This is a genomic window from Pseudomonas sp. GW822-FHT07A10, assembly GCF_058798795.1.
The window spans coordinates 496,660-512,563 of the sequence record NZ_JBXAKV010000002.1 but is presented as its reverse complement, the minus strand read 5'-3'; the positions used below and the strand labels follow the sequence as shown (position 1 = coordinate 512,563).

14 protein-coding genes and 1 riboswitch are annotated in these 15,904 nt (G+C 59.3%); of the genes, 8 read left to right on the top strand and 6 right to left on the bottom strand.

Translation table 11 applies throughout. The features are described 5' to 3' along the window. Window positions 1-185 precede the first annotated feature (185 nt). Window positions 186-284, top strand: a riboswitch (S-adenosyl-L-homocysteine riboswitch). Window positions 285-307: 23 nt separating this feature from the next. The 4 genes from ahcY to rhlE2 all read left to right on the top strand — a co-directional run bounded on the left by ahcY (window position 308) and on the right by rhlE2 (window position 5,759). Further along, window positions 308-1,717, top strand: coding sequence for an adenosylhomocysteinase (gene ahcY, locus AC1RL4_RS05860; RefSeq protein ID WP_018928740.1), 1,410 nt, complete (start codon window positions 308-310; stop codon window positions 1,715-1,717). Window positions 1,718-1,843: 126 nt separating this feature from the next. Beyond that, on the top strand, window positions 1,844-2,689 hold the full coding sequence (gene metF, locus AC1RL4_RS05855; RefSeq protein ID WP_018928739.1) for a methylenetetrahydrofolate reductase [NAD(P)H]: 846 nt from the start codon (window positions 1,844-1,846) through the stop codon (window positions 2,687-2,689). Window positions 2,690-2,858: 169 nt separating this feature from the next. Then, a complete protein-coding gene (locus AC1RL4_RS05850) occupies window positions 2,859-3,674 on the top strand; it encodes a substrate-binding periplasmic protein (RefSeq protein WP_018928738.1) in 816 nt (271 codons plus the stop codon). A 222-nt stretch (window positions 3,675-3,896) separates the two neighbouring features. Beyond that, a complete protein-coding gene (gene rhlE2 / locus AC1RL4_RS05845; RefSeq protein ID WP_204124782.1) occupies window positions 3,897-5,759 on the top strand; it encodes an RNA helicase RhlE2 in 1,863 nt (620 codons plus the stop codon). A 142-nt stretch (window positions 5,760-5,901) separates the two neighbouring features. Here the strand turns inward: rhlE2 and AC1RL4_RS05840 are convergent, their stop codons facing one another. Both AC1RL4_RS05840 and AC1RL4_RS05835 read right to left on the bottom strand, forming a co-directional pair. Further along, window positions 5,902-6,495, bottom strand: a complete 594-nt coding sequence (locus AC1RL4_RS05840; protein ID WP_018928736.1) for a YceI family protein — start codon at window positions 6,493-6,495, stop codon at window positions 5,902-5,904. A gap of 32 nt (window positions 6,496-6,527) precedes the next feature. Beyond that, window positions 6,528-7,079: a cytochrome b gene (locus tag AC1RL4_RS05835; protein ID WP_018928735.1), complete on the bottom strand. Its 552-nt coding sequence runs from the start codon at window positions 7,077-7,079 to the stop codon at window positions 6,528-6,530. A gap of 363 nt (window positions 7,080-7,442) precedes the next feature. On the opposite strand from AC1RL4_RS05835, the gene AC1RL4_RS05830 reads away from it, so the two are divergent. After that, window positions 7,443-8,291 carry a YncE family protein gene (locus AC1RL4_RS05830; RefSeq protein WP_019650246.1) on the top strand — a complete coding sequence of 283 codons (849 nt, stop codon included), beginning with the start codon at window positions 7,443-7,445 and terminating at the stop codon, window positions 8,289-8,291. A gap of 87 nt (window positions 8,292-8,378) precedes the next feature. On the opposite strand, the gene AC1RL4_RS05825 is transcribed toward AC1RL4_RS05830, so the two are convergent. After that, on the bottom strand, window positions 8,379-10,241 hold the full coding sequence (locus AC1RL4_RS05825; protein ID WP_028939063.1) for a flavin monoamine oxidase family protein: 1,863 nt from the start codon (window positions 10,239-10,241) through the stop codon (window positions 8,379-8,381). Between the two features lie 222 nt (window positions 10,242-10,463). Here AC1RL4_RS05825 and AC1RL4_RS05820 point away from each other — a divergent pair, with 222 nt between their 5' ends. Together AC1RL4_RS05820 and AC1RL4_RS05815 are read left to right on the top strand one after the other, a co-directional pair. Continuing rightward, window positions 10,464-11,870: an adenosylmethionine--8-amino-7-oxononanoate transaminase gene (locus AC1RL4_RS05820; protein ID WP_018928732.1), complete on the top strand. Its 1,407-nt coding sequence runs from the start codon at window positions 10,464-10,466 to the stop codon at window positions 11,868-11,870. Between the two features lie 210 nt (window positions 11,871-12,080). After that, entirely contained in the window at window positions 12,081-12,800 is a 720-nt protein-coding gene (locus AC1RL4_RS05815) for a 16S rRNA (uracil(1498)-N(3))-methyltransferase (protein ID WP_019580639.1), read from the top strand. A 42-nt stretch (window positions 12,801-12,842) separates the two neighbouring features. On the opposite strand, the gene trhA is transcribed toward AC1RL4_RS05815, so the two are convergent. Next, window positions 12,843-13,460: a PAQR family membrane homeostasis protein TrhA gene (trhA, locus tag AC1RL4_RS05810; RefSeq protein ID WP_018928730.1), complete on the bottom strand. Its 618-nt coding sequence runs from the start codon at window positions 13,458-13,460 to the stop codon at window positions 12,843-12,845. A gap of 156 nt (window positions 13,461-13,616) precedes the next feature. On the opposite strand from trhA, the gene AC1RL4_RS05805 reads away from it, so the two are divergent. Further along, window positions 13,617-14,531 (top strand): LysR family transcriptional regulator, encoded by a 915-nt coding sequence (locus AC1RL4_RS05805; protein ID WP_019580637.1) that lies wholly within the window; start codon window positions 13,617-13,619, stop codon window positions 14,529-14,531. Between the two features lie 137 nt (window positions 14,532-14,668). On the opposite strand, the gene madM is transcribed toward AC1RL4_RS05805, so the two are convergent. Continuing rightward, window positions 14,669-15,433, bottom strand: coding sequence for a malonate transporter subunit MadM (gene madM / locus AC1RL4_RS05800; protein WP_018928728.1), 765 nt, complete (start codon window positions 15,431-15,433; stop codon window positions 14,669-14,671). Between the two features lies 1 nt (window position 15,434). Beyond that, window positions 15,435-15,851: a malonate transporter subunit MadL gene (gene madL, locus AC1RL4_RS05795; protein WP_230173327.1), complete on the bottom strand. Its 417-nt coding sequence runs from the start codon at window positions 15,849-15,851 to the stop codon at window positions 15,435-15,437. Between the last annotated feature and the right edge of the window lie 53 nt (window positions 15,852-15,904).

Here is a 15,904-nt window from a genome sequence, read left to right as displayed (position 1 = left end):
CGTCTTGCCGATTGATGCCGGCCATCATGGCAGAGCCCGGACTAGAGCTCTATCAAGCATCGACTATGGTCTCGATTACCGTTCGGACATTGACCAACAGAAACGCTTTGGAAGATCAGCATAGCCCGCTATAATCGCCCCCGTTTCAAAACGGTAATGTTCACTTGCTACCGTTTTCCCGCCACCTGTCCGAGGGGCGCTGCAGCAGGTTCAACCTGTCAGGCTCGGATGGGGCGTTGACTGGCCACGGCCAGACACTAAACGCACAACGGCGCCCATTCGCATACATTACGAATGGAGGCTCTTCATGAGCGCTGTTATCACGCCTGCAGATTTTAACGATTACAAAGTCGCCGACATGTCCCTGGCTGCCTGGGGCCGTCGCGAAACCATCATCGCCGAATCCGAAATGCCAGCCCTGATGGGTCTGCGTCGCAAGTACTCCGTTGAGCAACCGCTCAAGGGCGCGAAGATCCTCGGCTGCATCCACATGACTATTCAGACTGCCGTGCTGATCGAAACCCTGGTTGCCCTGGGTGCCGAAGTACGCTGGTCGTCCTGCAACATTTTCTCGACTCAGGATCAGGCCGCCGCTTCCATCGCCGCTGCCGGCATCCCGGTTTTCGCCTGGAAAGGCGAGACTGAAGAAGAGTACGAGTGGTGTCTGGAGCAAACCATCCTCAAGGATGGCCAGCCTTGGGATGCCAACATGATCCTCGACGATGGCGGCGACCTGACCGAGCTGCTGCACAAGAAGTACCCACAAGTACTGGATCGCGTTCACGGCGTCACCGAAGAAACCACCACCGGCGTTCACCGCCTGCTGGACATGCTGGCCAAGGGCGAGCTGAAAATCCCGGCCATCAACGTCAACGACTCGGTGACCAAGAGCAAGAACGACAACAAGTACGGCTGCCGTCACAGCCTGAACGACGCGATCAAGCGCGGCACCGACCACCTGCTGTCCGGCAAGCAAGCGCTGGTCATCGGTTACGGTGACGTGGGCAAGGGCTCGGCCCAGTCCCTGCGTCAGGAAGGCATGATCGTTAAAGTCTCCGAAGTCGACCCGATCTGCGCCATGCAAGCCTGCATGGACGGTTTCGAACTGGTTTCGCCGTTCATCGACGGTATCAACAACGGTACCGAAGCGAGCATCGACAAAGCGCTGCTGGGCAAGATCGACCTGATCGTGACCACCACCGGTAACGTCAATGTTTGCGACGCAAACATGCTCAAAGCCCTGAAGAAACGCGCTGTTGTCTGCAACATCGGTCACTTCGACAACGAAATCGACACCGCTTTCATGCGCAAGAACTGGGCATGGGAAGAAGTGAAGCCGCAGGTTCACAAGGTTCACCGCACCGGTCCAGGCGCTTTCGACGCTCAGAACGACGACTACCTGATCCTGCTGGCTGAAGGCCGTCTGGTTAACCTGGGTAACGCCACTGGTCACCCAAGCCGCATCATGGACGGTTCGTTCGCCAACCAGGTTCTGGCGCAGATCTTCCTGTTCGGCCAGAAGTACGCCGACCTGTCGCCAGCCCAGAAAGCCGAGCGCCTGACCGTTGAAGTACTGCCGAAGAAACTCGACGAAGAAGTGGCCCTGGAAATGGTCCGCGGTTTCGGCGGCGTGGTCACTCAACTGACCAAGCAACAGGCTGACTACATCGGCGTCACCGTCGAAGGCCCGTTCAAGCCGCACGCTTACCGCTACTGATACGCTGATTGACCGCTCTGCGCAGGAGCTGGCGAAGCCTGCGATCTTTTGATCTTAAAAGATCGCAGCCTAAGGCAGCTCCTACCGGGGCCAGCGTCCGGCTTACGTGTTTCCAAGGATATGACCATGTCCCAAGAACGTCGCTACAGCTTCGAATTCTTCCCGACGAAGACCGATGCTGGGCATGAAAAACTGATCGCCACTGCCCGTCAGCTGGCGACCTACAATCCCGACTTCTTCTCCTGCACCTACGGCGCTGGCGGTTCGACTCGTGATCGCACCCTCAACACCGTGTTGCAGCTGGAAAGTGAAGTCAAAGTCCCTGCCGCTCCGCATCTGTCTTGCGTGGGTGACAGCAAGAACGACCTGCGCGGCCTGCTGACCCAGTACAAGGCAGCCGGCATCCAGCGAATCGTTGCGCTTCGCGGTGACCTGCCCTCGGGTATGGGCATGGCCAGCGGCGAGTTGCGTCACGCCAATGACCTGGTTGAATTCATTCGTGAAGAGACTGGCGATCATTTCCACATCGAAATCGCCGCTTACCCGGAAATGCATCCGCAAGCGCGCAATTTCGAAGACGATCTCAACAACTTCGTGCGCAAGGCCAACGCCGGTGCCAACAGTGCGATCACCCAGTACTTCTTCAACGCCGACAGTTACTTCTACTTCGTCGAGCGTGTACAGGCGAAGGGTGTGAACATCCCGATCGTGCCGGGGATCATGCCGATCACCAACTACAGCAAGCTGGCGCGCTTCTCCGACGCTTGCGGTGCGGAAATCCCGCGCTGGATCCGCAAGCAACTGGAAGCCTACGGCGACGACACCCAGAGCATTCAAAGCTTTGGTGAGCAAGTCATCACCGAGATGTGCGAACGCCTGTTGCAAGGTGGCGCACCGGGGCTGCACTTCTACACACTGAACCAGGCTGAACCGAGCCTGGCGGTGTGGAACAACCTGAAGTTGCCGCGCTAATAGCCGTTAACGCAAGATCAAGAGATCGCAGTCTTCGGCAGCGCCTCCAGGGGAATATGTACCTCTACAGGCGCCGCCGAAGGCTGCGATCTTTTGCTTTTAATGCCCGATCCAGAGCTTCTGGATCCGGTTTCTGGCTCTTTATGATTTCTCGTCGTAATCTCAAGCCATGCCCCTGATCACCCAGTTACTGACCGTGCTTCTATTCACTTGCCTGAGCTTCACCGCTCGGGGCGAGAAGCTGCGTATTGTCACCGAACCCTGGGCGCCTTACGTCTATGAAGAAGGCGGCAAGAACCTCGGGCTCGACTACGAAACCACGGCCATCGTCTTCAAACGTCTCGGGATTGACGTGGAATGGCAGTTCTTGCCGTGGAAACGCTGCCTGTCGATGCTTGAGCAAGGCCAAGCGGACGGTGTGCTGGATATTTTCCACAGCGATGAACGCGAAGCGACCCTGCTCTACCCCAGCGAACCGCTCTCGCAAGTCGAATTCGTGATGTTCTACGCCAATGAACGGCCGTTCCCGTTTCGCACCCTGGACGACCTGAAAGGCCTGACCATCGGCACCTCGCCGGGCTACCTGTACAGCAAGGACTTCAGCGAATCGACGTTGTTTACCCGGGAACCGGCGCCTACCCATGAAGCCAACTTCGGCAAACTGGTGCGCGGGCGGATCGACCTGTTGATCACCGATCGCCGGGTCGGCCAGCACTTGCTCGATCAACTGGACATCCGCGACAAAATCACCGAGAACCCGACCGTCATCAGCCAGCAGAGCCAGTACCTGGCGGTGCGCCGCAATGCCGGGATGGATTTGCTGGTGCAGCGTTTCGGCGCCGAGCTCAAGCGTTTCAAGCGCGAACCGGCCTACGCCGAACTGAGCGCCCGCTATGGTGCCGGTCCGGCTGCCGAAGCCCGGGCCGCCAGCGCCACCGCAACCGGCGGAAAAACCGTTGAGCAGCAGGAAAGCGGCGCACAGTGATTGCTCTGTTATACTCCGGCCTTCCCGCCAGGCTCACGCCCGGACGCTCGGACTTGTTCAAGGCATCTCGATCCCGCTACAGCGCAGCTTTTCAGCCCGCGCGAGCGCTCCAGACGAGCCTTCGAGGCCCAGCAGGACCGGACGGGATTGCGTCCTCTTAAACGCCATTCGCGCCAGGCAAGACTCCCATTGGGCCAAGCCCTAACTAAAACAGGATTACTCATGTCCTTTGCTTCCCTCGGTCTCTCCGAGGCTTTAGTCCGCGCCATCGAGGCAGCGGGCTATACCGAGCCTACTCCGGTGCAACAGCGGGCCATTCCCGCCGTGTTGCAAGGTCGCGACCTGATGGTTGCGGCTCAGACAGGTACTGGTAAAACCGGTGGCTTCGCCCTTCCGATTCTGGAGCGGTTGTTTCCCAACGGTCACCCGGACAAATCCCAGCGTCACGGCCCGCGCCAACCCCGCGTACTGGTCCTGACCCCAACCCGCGAACTCGCGGCTCAGGTGCACGAGAGCTTCAAGGTCTATGCCCGTGACCTGAAGTTCGTCAGCGCCTGCATCTTCGGTGGCGTCGGCATGAACCCGCAGGTTCAGGCCATGTCCCGTGGTGTCGACGTGCTGGTGGCCTGCCCAGGTCGCCTGCTCGACCTCGCCGGCCAAGGCAGTGTCGATTTGTCCCACGTGGAAATCCTTGTGCTGGACGAAGCCGACCGCATGCTCGACATGGGCTTTGTCCATGACGTGAAAAAGGTCCTCGCCCGCCTCCCGGCCAAACGGCAGAACCTGTTGTTCTCGGCGACGTTCTCCAAAGACATCACCGACCTCGCCGGCAAGCTGCTGCACAACCCGGAACGCATCGAAGTCACGCCACCGAACACCACGGTCGAGCGGATCGAACAACGCGTATTCCGCCTGGCCGCCAGCCACAAGCGTTCGTTGCTGGCGCACCTGATCACTGCCGGCGCCTGGGAACAGGTGCTGGTATTCACCCGCACCAAGCACGGCGCCAACCGCCTGGCCGAGTACCTGGACAAACACGGCCTCACCGCCGTCGCGATCCACGGCAACAAGAGCCAGAACGCCCGCACCAAAGCCCTGGCCGACTTCAAGGCCGGTGAAGTGCGCATCCTGGTCGCCACCGACATTGCTGCTCGTGGCCTCGACATCGACCAGTTGCCCCACGTGGTCAACTTCGAACTGCCGAACGTCGACGAAGACTACGTGCACCGTATCGGTCGTACCGGCCGTGCCGGTCGTTCGGGCGAGGCGATCTCGCTGGTCGCTCCGGACGAAGAAAAACTGCTGAAAAGCATCGAGCGCATGACCAAGCAGAAAATCGCCGACGGAGACCTGATGGGCTTCGACTCCAGCGCTGTGGAAGCCGAGAAACCGGAAGTTCGCGAGCGTCCGGATGTGCGTAACCCGCGCGCCCCACGTGGCCCGCGCGGCGACGGCCCGAACGGCAGCGGTGGTGGTGGCGGTCGTAAAGACAAAGGCAAGGACAAGGGCGGCAAGGAAAAGCCTGCCGCTGGCCGTGGCGAGCGCCCGGCCCGTGAACACAAGCCACGCGAAGGCACTCCGGCCCGCGAGCAACAGCGCCCGGCTCCTCGCGCCGCCGCCGACCGTGCTCCGGACGAGTTCCTGGACGACGATATCGACAACTTCGGTAACCGCGTTGACTACGTGCCTCAAGCCAAACCGGCTCAGGGCCGTGGCCGTCGTCCGGGCGCACCGGCACAAGGCGCTGGTGCTGGTGCTCCGCGCACTGGTCAGCCACAAGGTCGCCAGAACGGTCCGCGCAACAGCAGCGGCGCAACCACCGGCACCCCACCGGCCAAGCGCAGTGGCCCACGCAACGGCGCTCCACGTGACGGCCAGGCCCGTCGCGAAGAGTCCCGCAACCGCCGTCCGGCCCGTGACGACCAGTCTCGTTCGGAACCGGCCGTGCAGAACCCGCGCAGCCCGGCACCGAAGATCATTCACAAGGAGTCGAAAAGCGATCGCTTCCCGACACCTGAGCAACTGGATCAACTGCCAGGCCGTCCGCGCGGCGAAAAACCAGCGTTGCTGACCCGCAACCGCTGAGTTAGCACCGTTATAAAAAATGCCCTGATCTTGCGATCGGGGCATTTTCATTTCAGCTGAGAACATCCCTGCAGATTTTCTCCGACCATAAAAAACGCCCGCGATCGTGAGATCGGGGGCGTTTTTGTGTCAGGTGCGAAGATTATTTCGCTTTGACACCTTCAAACGTCACGTACAGATCGACCGCGTCGGACGCTGGGCCCAGGTCTTTCTGCTTGCCGAAATCGGAACGCTTGATGCTGGTGGTGCCTTCGAAGCCGGCACGGTAGCCGCCCCATGGATCCTTGCCTTCACCCAGGAACGTGGCTTTGACTACGATTGGCTTGGTCACGCCCAGCAGGGTCAGGTTGCCGGTCACGTCGGCAGTGTCTTTGCCTGCGGCGTTTTTACCGGTAGGTTTGACGCTGGTGGAGACGAACTTGGCGTCGGCGAATTTGCCCACGTTCAGGAAGTCACCGCTGGCGATGTGCTTGTCGCGTTCGGCGTGGTTGGTGAACACGCTGGCGGTGCGCACATTGAACTCGATCTTGCTGTCTTCAGGCTTGGCAGCGTCGAAGCTGAACTTGCCGTCGATATCCTTGAAGGTACCGATGATGTAGCTGTAGCCCAAGTGGCTGATCTTGAAGTCAACGAAGGCGTGCTGGCCTTCTTTGTCGACCACGTAATCGGCCGCCATCACGTTAGCGGACAACAGAGCAGAACCGATTGCCAGAGCGGCGAGCGTCTTTTTCAACATGCTTTCTATTCCTTTGGAGTCGAGGTAGAACATCAGGCTTTGCGCCCCAGCATTCGCGTCAGGGTCGCATCACGATCAATAAAGTGGTGCTTCAATGCTGCCAACGCATGGAAACCGGAAAAAATTACCAGCAGCCAGGCCAGGTACAAATGAATCACACCCGCGGTGTCTGCCTGGTCCGGTAGCCCGGAAACCAGTGCAGGAATTTCAAACAGGCCAAACACCGGAATCCCGACACCGTCTGCGGTGGAAATCAGGTAACCGGCAATCATCACAGCGAACAGACTGAGATAAAGGAAGGAATGGCCGAACTTGGCGCCAAGGCGGGTCATGCGGCTATAGCTTGGCAGGAGCGGCGGCGGTGGGCTGATGAAGCGCCACACTACCCGCAGCAACATCACGGCAAATAACACCAGACCAATGCTCTTGTGCAGATCCGGCGCGTCTTTACGCCAGGTGCTGTAGTAATCGAGACCGACCATCCACAACCCCAACGCAAACAGGCCGAAGACGGCCAACGCCACACCCCAGTGCATAAAGATGCTGACCCAACCGTAGCGGGAAGAAGAGTTACGTAGCTGCATTGCCCAAATCCTGTAAGAACTGCGCCCAAGACTATCGAGTTATCTATCGATTTAAAGCGGAAAATTTCGCTCTGAAATATCGAGAAATACGATCAAGACCTTGGGGCCGAGAGGTTAAGAGAGTGTTAACCAAAGGAAAAAACCTTCACGCACCCTCCTTATATTCATTTAAGAGCCGATACCACTCGTCAGAACTGTCACATTTAACAGTGGCTTTCATTGCAAGTCATTGATGAACTTGAACTTGGACGTCAGTCCAAGCGTCTGAACAGGAGTTCTACCATGAGTCACAATTCGAGTTCATCCCCCGTGATAACACGCAATCAATCCAATTCGATACCCGTAGGGGAAGGACCGCGAGGGATGGCCATCAGCAACGATGGATCACGCGTATTTGTTTGCAATTACATGTCGGACAATGTGTCCGTCATCGACACCCGAATCAAAAAGGTAATCCGTACCATCGCCGTGGAGCAGTACCCCCGAAGCATCGCCCTTGGCCATGAGGGAAAAAGAGCTTACGTGACCAACTACGGTTCAAGTTCGGTTTCGGTTATTGATACCGAAACATACGCGGTGGGTAACATCACGGTGGGTAGACACCCTAGCGGAGTCGTCGTGAGCGGAGACGGGAAATATGCTTACGTCACCGTTCGACAGAATAAAGAGTGGTTGGCAATTATTGATACCCGTCTGTATGCGGTGAGCAGAGTACAAGGCTTACCCTCACCGTCCATAAGTGTGGATATCAGCCCGGACGATTCGCGCCTTTACATTTCCAGCACCAACGCCCCGGCCGCCCCTTATGAGGACGCGCTCACGGTCATCAACAGCAAGACCTTCAAAGTCATCAATATCATCAAAACTGAAAAATATCCTTCAGCCGTCACTGTCAGTCCCGACGGTAGCGAAGTGTATATCGTGGCTCTGGACGCTCGAAAACTGACCGTGTTGGACACCCGCTCATTGACCACCCGGCATTTCGATTTTGTGGCTTGCGAAGGGAAAATAGTGTTCGGCGTAAAAAACGCTTATGCCGTTGATCAAACCGAAAAAGAGATCGTGGAAGTTGATACCGCCACCCATGAGATTGTTCGCAGGGTTCCCATCCCTGGCGCTTTCGATCCGCGCTACATGGTTCTTGATCAACACAACCGCGCCTATATCAGCGACTACCAAAGCGACGAAGTCCATATCGTCGACCTACCTTAGTACCAAAAAAATCAGCTGCCTCCACGGGAGGACAAAGACATAAAAAAAGCGCGGCATCACTGCCGCGCTTTTTTTTGATCCCAAGACTTACTGTGTTTTGGTTTCAGTCGCCACCGGGGCCTTCGCAGCGGTACTCGCCACTGGTTTCTTCACTGGCTCAGCCTTTTTCGCCGTTGCCTTGGCCGGAGCCTTTTTGGCCTCGGTTTTGGCAGCAGGCTTTTTCACTGGTGCTTTGGCCGGTGCTTTCTTCACCGGCTCGGCTTGCGCCGGCACCACTGGCTTCGGAGCCTCAACCGGTGCCGGAGCCGGCGCAACGACTGGTGCGGGTGCCGGAGCAACGGGGGCCACGGGTTCTGGCGCCTTGGCCGGAGCCTTGTCGGAGCCACCACCAAACATCCGCGAGAAGAAGCCAGGCTTGGTCTCTTCAGCTTTCGCTTCAACCTTGGCAGGTTCTGCCTTGTCGGCCGCTTTATCGGACGAACCACCGAACATGTTGCTGAAGAAATTGCCTTTCTTCGCCACTACCGCGCCTGCCGCCGCAGCGGTCGCTGCCGGCACAACCTTCGCCGGTTCAAACGATTTGCCCGCTGCCAGGTCTTCAACCTGACTGGCTGCACGCTGACCGGTGCGCAAGGCGCCTTCCAGGGTGCCTGGGTACAAGGTGTCAGTGTGTTCGCCGGCAAAGGCTACACGTTGCAGCGGACGCTCCCACAGGCGCCAGTATTTGCTGATCTGCCCCGGACCGAAGGCCAGGTAAGCGCCGCCCATCGATGGGTCAGTGCTGTAGCGACGGATTTCATAACCGGTGAACGAACCGCGTGCCTGTGGATAAAAGGTATGCAGACGAATCAGCACCTGATCAGCCATCTGCTTGTCGCCGAAGGCCTGCATCACCCGTGCGTTGTCGCCGGAAATGTTGATCACCACGTTGGCGCCGCCCTTCAAGGCCGGCTCGATCCACAACATGCCCAGACCGGCATTGCTGTAGATCTCGCCGGACATGCGCGCCTTGCTTTCCCATACCGGCGTCTTGAACTTCAGCATGATCTGGTCACGCCAGCCGTAGTTGGTGCCCTTGATGGCGCCCATGTGCTGGGCGTCCAGCGCCGGAGTCATCTGGATCTTGCTCAGTGCGCGCAACGGCACCGCCAGCACGACGTAGTCCGCCTGATAGCCAACGCTGCCGACCTTGACGGTCACGCCGTCCTTGTCCTGGGTGATGGATGAAACCGGGGAACCGGTCTTGATGGTTTTCAGTTGTTTGACGAAGGCCTGGGCCAGCACCGGGCTACCGCCGGGCAGGCGCGAGGCACGCAGGTCACGGTCGGCAACACCACGGTAGACACGGCTCTGTTGAGCGAAGTACAGCAGCGACAGGCGCGAAGGTTCATCGTAACGGGTACGGATCTCCTGATTCACCAACTGACGCGCCGTGGCTGGCAGATTCAGGCGATCGAGCCAGTTGGCCACGTTGATCTGGTCCAGGGCGAACAGCGTGCTGTTGGCGGCCGGGTTTTGCGGGTCTTCGATCGAACGCGCCAGGTCATCCAGGGTCTTTTCGTAGCGTTTCAGCGCGTCGCTGGTGGCCGGCTGTTTAGTCGCCAGATCGGCGGCGCTGAAGTATTCACCGTCGATCAGGTAACCCGGGGTCCGCACGAACTCGGGGGCTGGCGTGGTGCTCAGCTTGAACGTCGAGATGTACTTGTTCAAAACCGGTTGGGTCTTGTCGTTGCCGATCCACTCGCTGGTGGCCATGCCGGAACGACCGCCCAGGGTCGGTTTGGCTTCCAGCAGGGTGACCTGCCAGCCTTTGCTCTGCAGTTCGTACGCCGCGGTGAGGCCCGAAAGCCCGCCGCCGACCACGATCGCTGTTTTATCCTTGGCCAGCGCCGAAACGCTGAACAGTCCTAACATCACCAGCGCACAGGCGCGCAGCCAACCAGCAGACATTCAGAGAACTCCGGAAATACACGAGGAAATAGCGGTTTTACGAGTCAGACGACTCAAAGAGCCGCGAAGAATACGTCAGCCATCAAAACGCCGCCAGCGACGTCTATCGTCCTATACAAAGTAGCTCAATCGACACAATGGGTTGTCCCCGTGACGCGCATTGCATAGGCTTGCGCGATTGTTTACCCGCCTACGTCACGGGTAGCCTCGAGGAGACAGAAAATGGGCCTGAATAAACAGTGGATGGAACGCGATCTCGCCGTGTTATGGCATCCCTGCACCCAGATGAAAGACCACGAACAGCTGCCGCTGATCCCGATCAAGCGCGGTGAAGGCGTGTGGCTGGAAGACTTCGAAGGCAAACGCTACCTCGACGCCGTCAGCTCCTGGTGGGTCAATGTGTTCGGCCACGCCAACCCGCGGATCAACCAGCGCATCAAGGATCAGGTCGATCAGCTGGAACACGTGATCCTCGCCGGTTTCAGCCATCAGCCGGTGATCGAGCTGTCCGAGCGTCTGGTGAAGATGACGCCCGAAGGCCTGACCCGGTGTTTCTACGCCGATAACGGTTCATCGTGCATCGAAGTCGCGCTGAAAATGAGCTTTCACTACTGGCTCAACCGCGGCCAGCCGAACAAGAAACGCTTCGTCACCCTCACCAACGGCTACCACGGCGAGACCATGGCGGCGATGGCAGTGGGCGACGTGCCGCTGTTTACCGAAACCTACAAAGCCCTGCTGATGGACACCATCAAGGTGCCGAGCCCCGATTGCTACCTGCGCCCCGAGGGCATGAGCTGGGAAGAACACTCGCGCAACATGTTCGCCGCCATGGAGCAGACCCTGGCCGATAACCACGATACCGTGGCCGCCGTGATTCTGGAGCCGCTGATTCAGGGCGCCGGCGGCATGCGCATGTATCACCCGGTGTACCTCAAGCTGCTACGCGACGCCTGTGATCGTTATGGCGTACATCTGATCCACGATGAAATCGCCGTCGGCTTCGGTCGTACCGGCACGATGTTCGCCTGCGAACAGGCCGGCATCCGCCCGGACTTCCTCTGCCTGTCCAAGGCCCTGACTGGCGGTTACCTGCCGTTGGCGGCCTGCCTGACCACCGATGAGGTCTACAGCGCGTTCTACGACGACTACCCGACCCTGCGCGCCTTCCTGCATTCCCACAGCTATACCGGCAATCCGCTGGCCTGCGCGGCGGCATTGGCGACGCTGGATATCTTTGAAGAAGACAACGTCATCGAGAACAACAAGGCCCTGGCCCAGCGCATGGCCTCCTCCACCGCGCACCTGGCCGATCACCCGAACGTCTCTGAAGTGCGCCAGACCGGCATGGTGCTGGCGATCGAGATGGTCAAGGACAAGGCCAGCAAGACCGCTTACCCGTGGCAGGAACGTCGCGGTTTGACCGTGTTCCAGCATGCACTGCAACGAGGTGCTTTACTGAGGCCGTTGGGCAGCGTGGTGTATTTCCTGCCGCCTTACGTGATTACCCCGGAGCAGATCGATTTTCTGGCCGAAGTGGCCAGCGAAGGCATCGACATCGCCACCCGTGACAGCGTCAGCGTGGCGGTACCGAAGGACTTTCATCCGGGCTATCGCGATCCGGGTTGAAACCTTGCCCAGATCCCTGTGTGAAAGAGCTTAACTGTGGCGAGGGGGCTTGCCCCCGTTCGGCTGCGAAGCAGTCGTAAATCCGGTTGATACGTTTTCACTGGAATAGCGCAGTTGCAGGTTTTGGGGTCGCTTCGCGGCCCAACGGGGGCAAGCCCCCTCGCCACAAAAGCGACTCGATCCAAATTTCTGATTCAGTAGAGACCCAAGATGAGACTGTCCCGCTTCTTTATCGACGCCCCTTTGAGCACCGGCGAACACGAGTTGCCTGAAGCCCAGGCGCATTACATCAGCCGTGTGCTGCGCATGGCCGAGGGTGATGCGGTGCAACTGTTCGACGGCTCGGGCCACGAGTTTCGCGGCACGCTGGTGGAAGTCGGCAAGAAGCGCGTGGTGGTGCAAATCGATGAAAGCTTTACCGGCCAGGTCGAGTCGTCGCTGGCGGTCCATCTCGGCCAGGGCTTGTCCCGTGGCGAACGGATGGACTGGGCGATTCAGAAAGCCACCGAACTGGGCGTCAGCGAAATCACCCCGATTTTCACCGACCGCTGCGAAGTCCGCCTCAAGGACGAACGCGCCGACAAACGCCTGATGCACTGGCGTCAGGTGGCGATCAGCGCCTGCGAGCAGTGTGGGCGCTCACGGGTGCCGGTGATTCATCCGCCATTGCTGTTGGCTGACTGGTTGAAGCAGACCGCGGCCGAATTGAAACTGGTGCTGCATCCGGTGGCCGAGCCGCTGGTGAGCCACGCCAAACCTGCAAGCCTGGCGTTCCTGATCGGCCCGGAGGGCGGCTTGTCCGACGTTGAAGTCGAACAGGCCAAGGCCGGCGGTTTCCACGCCGCCCGCCTCGGCCCGCGCGTGCTGCGCACCGAAACCGCACCGGTGGTGGCGTTGGCGGTTGCTCAGCAGCTTTGGGGTGACTTCTAGGGCCTTGTGGCGAGGGGGCTTGCCCCCTCGCCACAAAAGCAGTCACAAGACATAGAACCAAATCGCCACAAAGTGCAGCAAACTCCCGGCGATCACGAACAGATGCCAGATCCCATGGGCGTGGCGCAGACGATGGTCGAGGGCAAAAAAGATAATCCCCACGGTGTACAACACCCCGCCCGACGCCAGCAAGGTAAAGCCGACAGGGCCCAATGCCGCCAGTAACGGCTTGACCGCCACCAGCACGATCCAGCCCATCACCGCGTAAATCACGACCGACAGAATCCGTGCTTCCGAGCGCGGTTTGATCTCTTGCAGGATGCCAATCAGCGCCAGCCCCCAGACAATCCCGAACAGCGTCCAGCCCCACGGCCCACGCAGGGTCACCAGGCAGAACGGCGTGTAACTGCCGGCGATCAGCAAGTAGATCGAAAAATGATCGACCTTCTGCATGATCGCTTTCTTGCGCCCACGCACGCTGTGGTACACGGTCGAGGCACTGTAGAGCACCAGCAAGGTAAACGCGTAAATCGCCACACTGACGATCTTCCACGGACTGCCATCCATACTGGCGATCACCAGCAGCCACACGCCCCCGACCAATGCCGCCACCGCCCCAACCAAATGCGTCCAGGCGTTCAATCTTTCCCCGTGATACATGTGTTGCTCACCTCTACGTTCATTACCGCCGCGCGCAAGGCTCAGGCCTCAAGGTTAAAAGCGCAATGTTTCAGAACACAATGCCCCTACGAAAGCCATCAAGCCAAACGTCAGCCAATTGGGCACAATCGGGACATTCGAATAAGAGTCTGGCCCATGTTGATCGATGAAGAGTTGACCCTGAAAAAACTCGAGGTGTTCCTGGCCTTCATGCGCACCGGCAACCTGGCCCGCGCCGCCGTCGAGTTGCAGACCAGCAACGTCAGCGTGCATCGCGCCATCCACTCCCTGGAAAGCGCCCTGCGCTGCCCGCTATTCAAGCACGAAGGCCGCAACCTGACCCCGCTGGAAAGTGCCTATGTGCTGGAAGAGCGGGCGCAGAAGCTGATTCAGGACGTGCTCGAAACCGTGCGTCTGACTCGCGAAGCCGCCGGGTTCTCCGCCGAACGCTTCAAACTCGGCTCGCTGTATTCGCTGACGGTGAAGACTGTGCCGCAGCTGATCATGGGCCTGAAAATCCGCCGCAGCGAACTCAATATCGACCTGATCCTGGGTTCGAACATCGACCTGTTGTACAAGCTCAAGAACATGGAAGTCGACGCGATCCTGGTGTCGCTGGACGACAGCGTCAACGACCCGGACTGCGAGCAGATCCCGCTGTTTTCCGATGACATCTTCCTCGCCACCCCAGCGGACTCGCCCTTTGCCCAGCGGAGCGAAGTCGACCTGGCCGAGGTGCGCGACGAAACATTCATCACCCTGACCCAAGGCTTCGCCACGCACCAGGACGGTATTCGGGTGTTCAAGCAGGCGGGGTTCGAGCCGAAGGTCGCGATGCAGGTCAACGACATCTTCACCCTGCTGAGCATGGTCAGCTCGGGGGTGGGTTATGCGCTGCTGCCGGGGCGGATTGCGGCGGTGTATGAAAACCGGGTGAAGCTGATTCCATTGCAGGAAAAGTACCGGTTGCAGCAGCACATTGGCGTGGTATTTCTCAAGGCCAAAGAACGTGACCCGAATCTGCTGGCGCTGTTGGCGGAATGCCGGATGTATGCCAATCGCCAGGCTTGAGACCGTGTCGAGGCCTTCGCGGGCAAGCCTCGCTCCTACAGGATTTCGGAGTACCGCGGGATTTGGGCACAACACATACCCTGTAGGAGCGAGGCTTGCCCGCGAAGGCGTCATCATAGGCGGTACAACTCTCGAACCTACCCGACAATCCCGCGAACAACGAAGTACAGCAACGAAGGCCCAAGCAAGCATCCAAGCCCGGTATGGAACGTCGCCGTCAGCGCGCCATACGGCACCAGCCGCCGATCCGTCGCCGCCAACCCGGCCGTCACTCCACTCACCGTCCCGGCCAAGCCGCCAAATACCATCGCCGAGCGCGGGTTATCCAGGCCCATCCAGCGCGCCGCCACCGGCGTGCCGACCATCACCAGAATCGCCTTGATCAACCCGGTGGCAATCGACAGCGCCATCACATCGGATGAGGCCCCAATCGCAGCACCCGTCACCGGCCCGACGATGTACGTCACCGCGCCTGCGCCAATGGTGGTCATGCTGATCGCATCGCGATAACCGAACACCCAGGCAATGCTCGCCCCGACAATGAACGGCAGAATCGTGCCCAGCAGCAGCGCGATGACGCCAATCATCCCGGCCTTTTTCGCTTCGGTGGCCTGCACCTCGAACGCCGTGGCAACGATGGCGAAGTCACGCAGCATGGCGCCGCCCATCAAGCCGATGCCGGAAAACAGTGACAGATCCGCCAGGCCTTTTTGCCCGCCGGTCATGGTGCCGCCAACCCAGGCCAGCACCAGGCCGATGACGATGGCAATCGCCGAGCCGTGAATCCGGCCGAAAGTCAGGCGCTTGGACAGAATCACCGACACCCACATGATTACGCCAACAAACGCGAATGCCGTGACCAGACTGTTATTTACCAGGCCTTTCTCAATGAGTTCCCACATATCAGCGACCTCCTACTGGCGTGCCGACCGGTGTTATGTCCACCGGTTCATCGGGCAAGGGTTCGCCTTTGTGGGTTCGGCTGATCAACGCAATGGTGCAGCCGCAGAGCACCACCGAACCGATCGCCGCCAGCACCGCCACCGGGCCGCCGTGCAGGGCGGTGACCACGTTCTGTTGCGCCGCCATGGCAACCACCACCGGAATGTACATGGCGCCCCAGAAGCCGACGCCCAGTTCACAATCCTTGGTCATGCCGCCGCGTTTGTGCATCCACAACCGCGCGCAGATCAGCAGGATCATCGCGATCCCGACCCCGCCGACGTTGGATTTCACACCCAGCAACACGCCGAGCATGTCACCCATGATCACCCCTGCCAGCGTACAGATCGCCAACAGCGCCACACCGTAAATAATCATTGTTGTAGTCCTCAAAGTGCATCGTCGAAATTGTTGTTTTTGTAGTTCGCAAC